The sequence below is a fragment of the Roseovarius sp. EC-HK134 genome, assembly GCF_902498815.1.
GTDB classification, from domain to species: Bacteria; Pseudomonadota; Alphaproteobacteria; order Rhodobacterales; family Rhodobacteraceae; genus Roseovarius; species Roseovarius mucosus_A.
Window position 1 is genome coordinate 1,667,804 of record NZ_LR701544.1, and the last position, 13,863, is coordinate 1,681,666.

Sequence of the window (13,863 nt, forward strand, 5' to 3'; positions counted from 1 at the left end):
CGAAAAATGAATAAGATCAAAGCCTTGATAGCCGCGTTCACCCTAAGTATGTCTGTGCTACCCAGCTTTGCGGCAACAGACGAGGGAAACTTTGCGGTCTATGGTTGGGGAGCAAGAGATTGCAAAACTATTATAGCTGTTCTCCAAGGAGACGCGGCGGCTCAGGCTCGCGGGCAACTCGCTGAGTGGATTTCAGGTTACATCACTGCTCAAAACCGCAGTTCGGACAGTGTTTACGATATTGTTCCGGTCAAATCTCACTATGCGCTTGTCAGTTTGACTCAAAGCATCTGTGCGAACAATCTTGATCAGTCACTCGAGGGGGTCATCAGCGCAATTGTCCAGAATTTCGCGACACTGAAACTTTCGACGGAAAGCTCGATTGTGACACTGACCTACAACGATCAGTCCGTTGATCTGAACGAGGCGACCTTGCGCATTGTTCAGGACTTTCTCGTCGCGAACGACCATCTGGATGCTGCAGCGGCGGACGGAAAATTTGGTCCTCAAACAGCAATGGCTTTGGAACGCTGGCAAGAGGCGTCTGGACTATCGCCCAATGGGCTGCCCGATATCGTGACGCTATTCTTCTTGGCGCAAAAGCTACAATAATCGGGCAAACACCGCAGATAGCCTTTGGCCACGTCCATCCAAAGAGAGGGGCGTGGCTTTGCGAAAGCGTTTTTAGCGTCGCGTTGAAATGCTGTGCATAGACGTTCGCTTCAGCCTTTTCTGGCGCGATGTTTCTTATCGGGCCATGCAGGCCTCTGTGGTCGAACCAATTGACCCATCCGAGGGGGGCACAAGCGATTAAGATTTGCAGGCGTCTGAGCTACTCCCCATCGGTTGGACAGTATCTGGCGTAAATTAAGCTACTCTTTGCACCTGCTTATCGGGTTGGGTTTTGTCTTTTCTCAGCCAATAGAGCACGGCGGGTGGTCTACCGCCAAGGGCCGAGTGTGGGTGTTGGTGGTTGTAGAAGGTCATCCATTTGCGGATGCCCGCCTTCGCTTCTGATCCGGTCTCCCAGGCGTGAAGGTAAACGCACTCGTATTTCAGGGTTCACCATAGCCAAACGCCAGACCACGTTGCACAACCCGTTCACAGGGGCAAAACTCAAGGTCGGAGTCTCGCTGACGCTGGATAAAAGTTGGGGGCATCGTCACACGGGACAGCCACGGGCGGGACTATTTGATCCAGCCTGAGCTCGACGCAAGCACATGAAAAATAAGGAAGAAAACAACCCCAAACGCCCCGGCCCTCTAGAAATGACCTGTGCCGCTCTCGCTCAGGTGCCGCCTAGATCTGTCTCTGATGCGTCAGGTTCCAGGATCGGAGCCGTCACATGGACAAGCACTCCGCCATCAGTCTCTACAACTCGTAAAATGCCGCCGATCCCCTGCACACGTTTTTGCATTCCGATCATACCCACGCTGTAATACGGGAATTTTCGTATTTCGGGCGCTTCATTCGCTACCTGACAGGCGCTTGGCGTGACGAGGTTGAAAACTTTGATATCGAACTGACGACTGCTGATAGACAGTGTCACCTTGCTGGCCGAACTGGTCCCATGTTTCCAGGCGTTGTTCAACGCCTCGTAGACAACGCGGTAAGCGACCACCAGTTGTGGCAACGGAAGATGACAATCGGTTGGAGATATTTCCAACTCGATCGTCATGTCCCAATCCTGTTTGACAGCTTCGACAGCCTTGCACACGGCTTCGCACAACGATGCATCCTCAAGTTCGGGCAAAATCAGACCGATGGAGATATTGCGCAATTCTTGCAGCGCTTTCTGAAAGAGGTGCTGGGCTTTTTCTTGAAGAGGGTTGTCCTGCCTCTCTATGTCCGCCTGCCCACGATAAAGAGCGGCAATGGACAGAAGCTGAATTGGCCCATCATGCAATTCTGCGCCGATATGGTTGAGGAGATGCTCATTGGCCTCAGAGGACCGGCGGCGAATATCTTCGGATTGCTTTAGCAATTCGCGGTTTCTCTGTGCGAGATTTTCAGTGGCACGCATGCTGGCCAGCAGCTGATTTTCTTGGCGCTGGATATGCTTTTGAGCATAGAAAACCAAAGCGGCCAGAAGCAGCATACCTAAAAACAACACGCCAAACCGCATCTGATCGATTTTCTTGAGTGTCGCCTGAATACGCGACGCCAATAGGTCAGAGCTACAATAGGCCTCGAGAACGGCGATCAGCTTGCCATCCAGAGACAGCAGCGGCATGTATACCTCATAAACAAGGTCGCCACTGACGTTATTCGTGATGTTTTCGTGAAGTTCGGTATCGTTGGAGACAATAACGGTTTCGCCTTCCAGAACGCGCTGAACCGTGGGATCTAGCGTGTCGGCTGCGACATATTCTTGGTCCGAGTCGAACAGGAGCCGACCGTCTACACCCCAAAGCTTGATCTTGTTGATATAGTGCGGATTGAGATGCCTGGTGACGACATTCCGAAGCATCGTCTCCACCTCGTTCTCAAGATCACCGACAAGGGGCTGTTGGCCAAGCACCGGCAAGACAAGGCTTCTTGCCATTGCCTGTTCGACTTCGAGAGAGCTTTCAATGAGGCTTGTGGCTGCGATCTGTTTTATAGCCTTGTTCGAGATCGCCGAGATAAAGAGCACTGTAACCGCTACAAGGATCATGAACTGGGTCAGCAGGGAAAGACCGCTCCAAATATGGCGAAGGAATTGCCAAATTTTTGCAGGAAAGCCCTGACTAGAAAGAATGTCTGTTGTGTTTACCATGGTCCGGAAACTCATTACTCGTTTCTCCTTATCCCGAAGCCTATGGTAATCAACGAATTCCGTCACCAAGTTTCGTGCCGTGTCGTGAGGAGCAAAGAGCCTCCTCTTGGTGTCATTCTTCGGTCATTGCGCGGCGAAAACTGTCACGGATTGGTTGAAGGAAGAAGTCGGCCGGTGTTCGCGAGGCGGTTTTGACGTAGACCTCGACGGGCATCCCCGGCATGAGCGCCGTTCCTTCGGGCAAGGCGTCATTCTTGACGGGCAGGGCCTGAGCGAGAAAGTATTCCGCCCGGCTGTTTGGGTCTAACTGGCTGGCGGCGCCCACATGCGTGACAATGCCGAGAATCTCTGGCGTGGTCCGCTGATTAAAAGACAAGAATTTCAATCGTGCTTCTTGTCCGATGGTGATCTGGTCAATATCGGTTGGGCTGATCTGGAACTCGATCACCAAGTCTGCACCTTCCGGGACCAGTTTTACCACGGTTTCCCCGGGCGCAATGATCTGACCCACGGTGTTGACGGGCACCTCGTTCACGATTCCGGCCTCTGGCGCGCGGATCACACTACGAGACAAGCGCGTTTCCAGCGCGGTTATTTCCTGCCGCAGCTCCATGAGGCGTGGCTCGATCTCGCGCAGGCTGCGATGTGCTTCGAGCGCGGCCGTGCTTTGGATTCGGTCGATTTCTAGCGTGATCTCTTCAACTTGCGCGCTATTCTGCGCAATCAAAGAGGCGATCTCACTCTGTTCGCCCGCTAACCGGAGGGTTTCACTTTCGATCTGCATTAACTGGCTTGGCGCAAAAGAGCCGCGCTCGACCAGAGTGCGGGTACGCTCCAGCTCGACTTGTGCGAGAGAAAGCTGGCTACCAATTGAGGCTTGGCGCGACACCAGACCAGCCGTCTCGTGCTGCAGTCGTTCACGGCGAAGTCCGAGCGCCGCCCGCGTGGTCGCGCGTTCTTGTTGCGATTGCCGCAACAGCAGTGCCTCGCTGGCGAACAGCTCTTGGGTCATGGCGTCTTGCGGTTCTGAACCGCTATCAATCATGATAAGACCATCGCGTTCAGCGGCAAATCGTGCGGCCTGCGCTGACATATCCGCAAGCTGAGCACGCCGTACGGCGATGGCAGTTTCCAATTCAACCGTATCAAGGCGCATCATGATGTCGCCCGCAGCAACGCGGTCCCCGGGCTTTACCAGGATTTCCGCAAGCATCCCACCTTCGAGGTGCTGTGCCAGCCGAAGCTCCCGATCCACCTTGATTGCGCCGCGTCCGATCACGGCCGAATTGAGTTGGGCGTAAACGGCCCAACCGCCAAAACCTCCGATAAGCGCGAGACCAAGAACGCCAGCCATCAGAAGTTGACGCATGACCCCGAATTCGTCTTGGGGGCTGCGACCTGTATCGTGTTCAAATGTCGATGCGAATGTCATGAGCGCAGGCTCCATTGCTGAAATTAGAGGAACAGGTCCGGGCCGCTATCGGCCTGAGCGCTGGTGGTGGATTGGTGTGGATCAAAGTCATCCGAGCGATAGCTTGCGTCCAGCGTGGCATCCTGTGCCAGTCCAGTGCGAACCAGAAAGGCCTCACGCGAAGCGTCGTCGTTCAGGACGTTTATGAGCCGATTAAGAGGCGCGCCAATGTCTTGCGGAAGCTGCCCTAGATTGCTGCGAAACTCATCCAAGGTCAGGTCGCGCATAAGATCCCCGATGGCCAAGTCCGTGACACGGTCTACGGTGATATCGGGCCGGTCTTGCAGGGCAATGCCCAAATCCTGAAATAGCGTTGCAAGATCATAAGACTGCGCTGTGGCGGGTGGAGTTGGATCGTTCGTTGTGTTCGGCGGTGGCGCTGAGGTGTCTTGGTCTGTACCTCTCGGTGCCAGTGGTCCGGTATCAGTTGGCAGACCGGGCCCCGAAAAAGCATCACGTCCGCCGAATGGCGCCTGAGCATTTGGCACAAGGCCAGACATGTCGACAGTGAACGGATCAGCTTCAATGCTTCCGCCGCCTTGACGATCCAGCGATGCGCCACGACCAGTTTGCCCGGAGGCCCCGAATGTGGCCAGCGTGGGCAGATCGCCAGTCGCATCCGACAAAGTATCTGCCGGGTCATTGCCATCGGCGCGCGCTGCGGTCGCGGTTTGTGCGGCTATGTCCGGCGCGCTCTCGGAACCGGGCGGCACACCTGTATCCTCCAAAGCGGTGGCATCTTCGGCAGGCGAGGCTGAGAAAAGGGTCTTGAGATAAACGGCAAAGCCAATGAAAAGAATTGCAAGGCCGCGCACGCCAAACACTTCGGTCTGATCTTTATCCTCAAAACTGGCCCGTGATGGCGCTGCCTCTGCATTCGAGGATGCATGGTGTGTTGTTCTGATGGCATGTGTCATGCGGGCACCGCTCCGGTCTTGCTGGCCTTGTGCTTGGCCAGATCGACCGCCGCTTGCGCTCGCACGTCACCAACGAGATCGGTGGGCGGTACGACCCGGCCCGAATTGTTGCCCAACACCTCTTCCTTGGTGCCAAAGGCCACCAATTTCCCGTTTTGCACGACGGCCAGCATGTCAACAGCGGTCAAGACATTCGGCCTGTGGGCTACGACAATAACGATCCCATTGCGGTCACGGATAGCCTTGATCGTATCGTTCAATGCCTTCTCGCCAGCAGCGTCCAACGAGGCGTTTGGCTCGTCTAGAATGACCACAAACGGATTGCCATAAAGCGCCCGCGCCAGACCGATCCGCTGCCGCTGTCCTGCCGATAGCGCGGTGCCGTGGCTGCCCACTTGCGTGTCATAGCCATCGGGCATGTCCACGATCATGCGATGCACACCACTGGTGGTAGCGGCTTCGTAGACAGCGGTCGTGTTTCTGTCTTCACTGAAGCGGTTGATGTTTTCAAGAATACTGCCGTCGAACAGGCTTACCTCTTGCGGCAGATAGCCGATCAAATCGCCCCGCTTATGGGGTGCAATTTGCGATAGGCTAACCCCGTCAAAGCGGACGTTGCCACGCAATGGCTGCCAAACACCGGATAAGGCGCGCAGCAACGTAGATTTTCCACCCCCGCTGGGCCCAACGATGGCGAGAGCCTGCCCCGCCTTCAACTCAAGGCTGACATCGGCCAAAAGGATGCGCCCGGTCGCGGGCGAGGCGACCGTCAAGCCTTCGATCGTCACGTTGTCAGTGGCGCGGGGAAAATCCATCAACTGCTTCTCTTCTTCGCCCAATGCAGAAAGCGTGTCACGCAGTTGAACATACGCGTGCCGCGCACCTGCGATGCCACGCCAGTTGCCGATGACTTGGTCAATCGGTGCCAAGGCGCGGGCAGAGGCAACAGAGACTGCGATTATTGCGCCAGCAGACAACTGTCCTTGAATTGTGAAATAGGCCCCCAGCCCAAGCAGAGCAGATTGCAATATCATCCGCAGAACCCGCGAAAAGGCGGAAATGGTCGATAAAATCTCGGAGTTGCGGGCCTGAATGGCCAGATGGTCATCATTCAGCCGGTTGAACCGCCCAACGGCACGCTCGACAATCCCCATTGCAATCATGGCATCCGCGTTGCGGGCATTAGATTCTGCCGCCGTGTTTCGCGCGATCATAGACCTCTGTGCCGCCTGTGCCAGATTGCGCGAACGCAGCTCGGCGATCACGGTCAAAAGGGTCAGAACCACAGCGCCACCCAAAGCGACAGAACCCAGAACCGGATGCAGAAGAAAGACAAAGATCAGGAAGATAGGCATCCAAGGCAGGTCGAACATCGCCGCGGGTGCCGGGCTGGCCAGAAAGTTGCGCAGGGTATCCACCTGTCGACCGCGTTCAAGCGCCTCAGTCGTCGAAAACCCGTAGCGTGGCATTTCAATGGCCAACTTGTGGGTCAGCGGCGCAAGGCGACGATCCATCCGCGCGCCCAACCTGACCATGATCTTGGATCGCAAGGCATCGAAAGCCCCATGAAAGAAGAACAGACCGATTGCCAGTACCGACAAGAACGCAAGGGTCTCTATCGAACCACTGGTCAGGGCGCGGTCGTAGACTTGCATCATGTAAACAGAACCGGTTAGGGCCAGAATGTTGATCACTCCAGAGATCATGAATATCCAAAGGCCGTAGGCCTTCAGGTCGCGCCCGATCATGTGCTTGGCCTTGAGCGTCTTGCGGATGTCGGATTGGGAACGTGGTTGTGCCATGGTCTGTCCTGCTCTGTGCGGAGAGAATGGGAAGGAGCCGACCCCCGTCGGTAGAACAGGGGTCGGCGAGCCGGATCAGAGATTGAAATCGTCTGCCGAAAGACTTTGAGAGTTGCGGACTTTGAGCGTGAAGTCGGCGCTGCCGTCATCATCAAGGTGACCCGCGATGTTTGTGACACCGTCTGACAGTTCAGTCAGCACAAGACTTCCTGCGCCAATCGGATCCCCCTCGTTCATCAGCGTGAAGGATTGGTTGCCCAGTTGCCCTGTGACCGCGTCAATCCGAGACAGATCAATCCGATCGCCGGGAGCAAAGTCATGAATGAAGTCGCCATCCGCCGCCGATGCCGTGTCGAAGCGGAAGGTATCATTGCCCGCGCCGCCAGCCAGATTGTTTTCGGACTCGCCTGCGATAATGGTGTCGTTCCCGCTGCCACCGATCACATCCTCTATCGAGGAAATGCGATCAAAGGTGTTTCCGATACGGATAGAACCCAACGAGCTCAGGCTGTCCAGGGTAATCTCGGCCCTGGCGCTCAGGCCGGTGAGGTCGATGATATCCTGCCCCAAGCCCCCGAAAACAAAGTCTGTCGCGCCATCATGGTTGATCAGGAACGTATCGTTCCCATCGCCGCCGAAAAGCACATCAGACCCATTCCCGCCTTCGATGATATCATCCCCGCTTCCCGCGTCGACGACATCGTTTCCGTCACCGGCAAGGATCAGTTCGGCACCATCGGTTCCGGTGAGATCATCCGCTTCCGCCGTGCCGGAGACAAAGCTTGCTACGGATTCTGGTTGGGTGGGGTCTGTCGCTTCGTCATCCACCGTGTCCTGATTGTTTTCATCGTGATGGCTGTCGTGATCGTCGTCGTCATCATCGTCATCATCGCCGTGCTCAACCTCACTTGCCGTCACGACCTGAGGAAGCGAGTCCGGTGCTCCGCTGAAGGTAATTGTCGATCCTTCCGCCGTTAGCGTCACAAGGCCTGTCAACTCGTCGAAACTTGCCGCATAGCTGGCCGGATCGACCCCGGCGGGTGCCTCAATGACGTCTTGCGCCCGCAGCGTGCCGACAACCATGTCATTGCCGCCCGCCGTGCGGAACAGGATGCGATGCGCCGAGTCCAGCCCCGTGATGTCGACAACGTCGTCGCCCGCTCCACCGTTTATCGTGATCGTGTTAAAAGAGAGGTTGGTCGGGCTGAAGTCACCAATGATGAGCACCTGATCATTGTCGCTGAAGATACCACCGCCATTGGTGTTGATAACGATCTCTTCGATTTCTTGCAGTTCGGCAATGACGTTCCCATTAGCTATCCCGTTGCGGGTGATGACGATCTCGGTTCCCGCCGCGAGGGGGCGAGCCCCGCCCAAGGCAACCCAAGCCGCTGCGGAATAGACACGATAGGTTTCCGCAAGATCCGTGCCGTTGACGACAAAAGTGTCGCCAATCAAGCTTTCCGTGCCGCCGTTTACCACATCGCGACCGTCGGTTCCCAAACCGAGAAATCCGCTGCCAGATGCATTCCACACGATCACATCATCGCCAGCCCCTGCATTGACCGTGTCGTTTCCGCCACCCGCGTCGATCAGATCGCCGCCCGAACCGCCGTTCAAGGTATTTGCACCACCCGTGCCGTTGATCACGTCACCCACTACATCCGATGCCGCAGACACAACGATCGACACATTACCGTTCAGGTCTGTCACCGTTGCAGCCACGCGCAGGATAGGTTGCGCCGCCGTCGCTGCCGCAGGTGGGGTGTAGCCAACCCCAGTAGCGCCAGGAATATCGCTCCATGTCGCCCCACCATCCAACGATGATTGCCATTGCACCGCGATACTCGCAATGCCGTCCGGGTCGGCGATGGCGGAAAGATCAACCGTGATCCCCTGAGTTTCGGTCGGGCTCTGATCCGACAGGACCGGCGCACCGGTCACAGGCGCATCGTTCAGCGCCGCCAGTTCAATGGCGATATCGCCATCAGCAAAGCGCAATACTTCGATATTGGTCAGCCGGTCGCTGCCTTCTTGTTCCAGCCGCCGTCCCGTCAGCGGATCAAGGCTCAGGTCGATTCCGGTGACAGGATCAATCAGTTCCGCGCTTGCCTGCAGATGTGTGACCGTATAGCTGCCGTCGCCGTTGTCAGTGACCTCGTAATTTTCGCGCAGGTCCCAATAGACCGCCGTGTCAATATCATCGGCTTGCCCACCATCAATGATCTCGCGGATGATAAACAACTGACCCGGTGTAAGTGTGCGGCTGAACATCAGCGACTCGACCGTCGCCCCCCCGAAAAGCAGGCTACCATCCAGACCAAACACCTGCGCCGTCATGCCCGCCGCCGTGGCGAACTCTGCGCCATTTTCGTCGCGCAAACCGATACGGACATTTAGATACCGATCGCCGTCCAGGATATCGTTGCCCGCCATGCCACGTATCAAGTCGGATCCACCGCCGCCCAGCAGAATGTCCTCGCCTGCCGCAGTGTTCAGAACCCCAACTTCAACTTCCTCGGTCGTTCCGTCGGGATGCCGGATCTCAAAGCGCTCAAGATGCGCCACCAATTCACGAAGCCCGTTGATCAGATCAACGTTCCGCTCCAACAGCGCGTTCGAGAAGCTGGCAATCGGCGCATCTGCATCTACTTGGGTCGCGTTGCCATTGGCGTCATAGGCCCCAACCACGACTTCGCGCCCCGTCAATGTGTCATCATAATTCCAACCCGAGAGCCCCTCGACAAGGTCGTAACGGTCGCGAAGTATGTTGTTCTGCTGATTGACGAAAATCCCGACATTCATATCCGCATCGGCGGCATAGTTGTTGCCTTGGTAGCTGACCCAGTCAAATCCGGCCATGCCATTGTTGCGGTTGATGCCAATACCTTGCACCATGATGTCATCACCAGACTCTGCGTCGAAATCGGTGTCGTTTTCCCCCGAAAGCATAACGTCATGGCCAATCACTCGGCTGTTGAAGAAAAGCTCTGAGTTGTCGCCCGTCAGTGTGGTCATGAAACCTTGGGCTTCCATCCAGTCGTTGCCTTCATTGCCATAGACAACGCCGCCACCACCAGAGGCCGCACGGATGAAGTCGTTGCCCTCGCCGCCGAAGATGTCCTTGGCCTCGGAACCACCCGACAAGAAGTCGGACCCCGACCCGCCGAAGATCAGGTCAATGCCCATGCCGCCATTGATCACGTCATCGCCGCCTTCGCCCTTAAGGACGTCAGCATCACCGATATCAGTCCCACTATCGGTGATGATGTCATTGCCAGCGCCGCCATGAACATGATCCACGCCGAACCCACCTTCGATCCGGTCGTCACCATCGCCGCCCCAAATGCCATCGTCCCCTGCGCCGCCGACGATCGTATCATTCTCGTCAGTGCCGCCCAGAACCACATGCTCGCCCCCATGGAACTGGATAAAGTCGATATCGCCATCCCCGTCTGTATCGCGGCGGGTGACAAGAGATTGCGTGCCGGTGATGGCGGATAGAACATCTGCCTCCCGCGTTGGGTCAGCGTTCTCCAGCCCCTCGTTATACTGGCGGGACTGATCCATCTCGATGACGTAATCCGCTGTCTGAAAGGCTGCGCCGTTCACATGGAAACCCAAATCAGCAGTATTGGTGTTGCGCGCGATAAGGTCGGCGAAACTGTCACTTTCGAGCTGTGTCAGCAGGTTCATACCCTGCGTCCGGCTGAGATAGTAGAAACGATCACCCGCTTGCAGGTTCTCGATCTGCATCTCGAACACAAAGGAGAAGGTAGAGCCAAGCATCCCGCCGAATGGCATCAGGGCCTCGGCCAGACCGCCAATCCAGAAATCCACGCGGTTCAGGCCCGATTCCAGATCCGCCCAATCGCCGGTGCTGTTGAGATAATCCAGACGGTCTTCGGGTGCGCCATCCCCGCCAAACACGATTTCCCATGCGGCTTCGCGCTTTTCTTCTGTTGTTACAGCGGCCAAGACACTGGCATGGGTTCCGTAGGCGGCGATGAAATTCACGACCGATAGCGGGTTCTTTATATTGGCCGCGAAATCGGACCAGCTTTCATAGGGACGCAAGAAAGTGTCATTGGTCGCCTCGAAGAACTGTCGCCGGGCCTCGTTCAGTGAGGGAATTCCGGTTTCCCGTGCCCGTGCGATGTTCAATGCTGCCAAATCCAGCGGCAGGCCGACAAGATTGTTGCGCAGCGCCGAAGTCATGAATTCGTCGATCTCATTGCCTGCCTGCGTGCTAATCCCGCGCAGAATTGCCCCTGCTGCGGCATGGGCATCAACCCCGGCTTCCGCAAACGCAATCGGGTTGAGGAACGCCTCAATCAGGCCCACCTCTTCGGGCGTTGCAACGCCTTCGGGGGACAACTGCATCAGCGGCACAGTTTCGTTCAGCATTGAATGGCCGAAGCGGTAGACGACTTGCGCGAATTCCTCAAATATCGCCCCGTCCACTTCGACTGAATTCGAAAAGACGAAAGGATCGATCTGTGGCGTCACGCTGCGCACGAATTCTTCGAAGACCAGATGCTGATAAACCATCTCTGTTGAAAAGCGTGCCGCCTGAAACAGACGCTCGCCATCCCAGACCAATGATGCCGGATCAAAGCCCGCTTCGACAGGCACCAGCAGCCACTGGTTTAGAAATGCGATGTCGATCTCGCCTGTGGCCCCCTGAGAGAGCAGCGTCTCCTGAATCTCGTCTATCTGACGGTTATGCTCTCCGTGAAAAACCGTGTGGATCGAGGTTAGCGCGATATTCTCGTTCCCGCGTCCATCGCCGACGATGTAATGCGCATCCAGCAACTCGTTGTCATAAGTGGCGTTTTGGCCAAACTCATTCGGGATGATGGGATTTCCGGCAATATCATCGGCATCCGGGGTCTTTTGCGCGGTCTCACCGGTGAAACGGTCCACGACAAAGGTTCCCGGCACTGCGTTATGCGCGATGTCATCCAAAAATGCGCGTCCTGCGGACAGACCGGACATGCCATCAATGGGACTGGCAAGATTGCCTTCGACTGGCCCATCCGCTGTCATCAGCTGGGGCAAGCCGTTTGCGCCACGCTCAAACTCGCCATACAGGTCGGTAACCAAAAGCGGCACGCTCACGGCATTCAGATCGCTCAGTTCGATCCCCAATAGGTCGCGCGCCTGCGATTTGACATCGGCCCATGTGGGCGGCCCGCCTGCCTCGCTCTCAAGCATCCGCCCGGTAGCTTGGGGGCGCCCGTCCACCATGGCGTATTCGCGCAAGAATACCTGATGCGATGGGTTTGACGTATAAAGCTGGTTCAGGTCGATCCAAGGCGTTGTCTGGTTGGCATGATCACGGACATCATCCGCCGTACCGATCAGACCATCAGCGCCCGGGTCATTGGTGGCGCGGGTCAGCACCATGAAATTGGTGGGGCTGCCCTCGACATATAGCGGATCATCTGGGTGCAACTGGATGATGACATTTCCGTTGCCGCCTTTGCTGGTCAGGTCCAGACCGTGATCGAAGAACTGGCCAAAAATCGTCATAAAGCTATTGAAGGACGCAGTATCTCCAAGATCGGCGGCAATGTTGCGGATAAAGACGTTATCGCCGTCCATCTCGATCCCGTGGCTGGCAACCATATCCAGAACGGCCTGATCGGCGGCATCGGCGGCGGCGACAGCAGCAGCGGTCGCATCTGTGCCCGTGGGGATCGCGTCGCGCGCTGCAATGGCTTCGTCAAGTTCAGCCTGCGCCGCAGCGTCGACTGTTTCAGCTTCGGTCACTGCTGCTTGGGCTGCGTCAACATCGGCTTGGGCCGTTGCCAGCGCGTCATCGGCTCCGTCGAGCGTTGCTTGAAGCCCTGAAAGATTGGACAATTCCACGATCAGGGTCTGGTTTGCTGCGGTAAAGGCTGCGCTGGCGGCTGTGGCGGCAGTGACTGCATCCTCATGCGTGTCCTCGGCCTGAAGGAACGCGATGTTTGCATCCGATGCAACTTCTCGCGCATCGAGATAGGCCTGAAGATTCTCGGGGCTTGGATCAGCACCATAGGCGGCCAACGCGGCCGCCTCGGCCTGTTGCGCCAAGGCGCGCTGCACCGTGGCGATATTGAGGGCCGTCAATGCGGTGGCTTCTGCTTCATCTGCGGCCAGGCTATCGGCCATTGCCGCATCAGAGGCTGCCCGCGCAGCGTCGACAACAGCCTGTTGCGCGGTGATCGCTGCTTGCGCGTCTGCCTGAGCAGCCAGTGCCACTGTCAGCAGGCCCTCAGCCGTGTTGAGAGCCTCTTGCGCTGCTGCCAATGCTGATCCCGCGAGTGCCAATTCTGACTCTGCGTCGTCCACCTGTTGTTGGGCCGCATCATAAAGCGCTTGATAGGCCGCCTCGGCATCCTCAACCGCTGCGCGTGCATCTCGTGCCGCTTGTTGTGCGGCCATGATCTCCCGCACGATGTTCAACTGGGCCGCACCGGTGATCCCCAAAGACGCAAGCGCCCCGGCAATCGCGGCTGGGTTGTTCAGCGATTGATCTGCCACAAGGTTCGAAATGACGCGCGGCTGAGAGTCGTAGACCGTGCCATTCGCCTGATCATAGCTGGTTGGGGCCCCGTTGCGCGGGTTCGCTTCGGCTGCATTATAGACCGGGGTCAACAGACGGGTCATGACCTCATCGGATGCACCGAAACGTTCCATGCCCGGCTGGAAATTATTGAAACTCCCATCAACAGTACGCAGGCCATAGGGGATGAGCGGGCTGGATACCAATTGTGACAATGCAGCCCCTGGATCGACACCTTCAGCAATAAGACGGGAATGATCTTCTGCGATACGGATCTGCTCGAGAATATGGGCAAGATCGTTTGTATTTAGATGGACCATGGATAAATCTCCTGATTGAGGCCCTTCGGCCACGACGGTTGGCGC

At 56.8% G+C, this 13,863-nt stretch carries 6 protein-coding genes and 1 pseudogene; 1 reads left to right on the top strand and 6 read right to left on the bottom strand.

Going from position 1 to position 13,863, the window contains the following annotated elements; translation table 11 throughout:
• Positions 1-6 precede the first annotated feature (6 nt).
• Entirely contained in the window at positions 7-612 is a 606-nt protein-coding gene (locus GC127_RS11960; RefSeq protein WP_151978282.1) for a peptidoglycan-binding protein, read from the top strand.
• Positions 613-867: 255 nt separating this feature from the next.
• On the opposite strand, the pseudogene GC127_RS11965 reads toward GC127_RS11960, so the two are convergent.
• The 6 genes and pseudogenes from GC127_RS11965 to GC127_RS11990 form a co-directional block, all read right to left on the bottom strand.
• Positions 868-1,071 (bottom strand): annotated as a pseudogene (locus GC127_RS11965) (integrase core domain-containing protein); the annotation flags it as partial.
• Positions 1,072-1,288: 217 nt separating this feature from the next.
• Positions 1,289-2,773 carry a sensor histidine kinase gene (locus GC127_RS11970; protein WP_151978284.1) on the bottom strand — a complete coding sequence of 495 codons (1,485 nt, stop codon included), beginning with the start codon at positions 2,771-2,773 and terminating at the stop codon, positions 1,289-1,291.
• Between the two features lie 97 nt (positions 2,774-2,870).
• A complete protein-coding gene (locus GC127_RS11975) occupies positions 2,871-4,205 on the bottom strand; it encodes an HlyD family type I secretion periplasmic adaptor subunit (RefSeq protein ID WP_151978286.1) in 1,335 nt (444 codons plus the stop codon).
• 8 nt (positions 4,206-4,213) lie between these two features.
• Positions 4,214-5,146 (bottom strand): hypothetical protein, encoded by a 933-nt coding sequence (locus tag GC127_RS11980; RefSeq protein ID WP_151978288.1) that lies wholly within the window; start codon positions 5,144-5,146, stop codon positions 4,214-4,216.
• Positions 5,143-6,948 carry a type I secretion system permease/ATPase gene (locus GC127_RS11985; protein WP_081507711.1) on the bottom strand — a complete coding sequence of 602 codons (1,806 nt, stop codon included), beginning with the start codon at positions 6,946-6,948 and terminating at the stop codon, positions 5,143-5,145. The genes GC127_RS11980 and GC127_RS11985 overlap by 4 nt, the downstream gene beginning before the upstream one ends.
• Before the next feature lie 75 nt (positions 6,949-7,023).
• Entirely contained in the window at positions 7,024-13,818 is a 6,795-nt protein-coding gene (locus tag GC127_RS11990; protein WP_151978290.1) for a peroxidase family protein, read from the bottom strand.
• Positions 13,819-13,863: the final 45 nt, after the last annotated feature.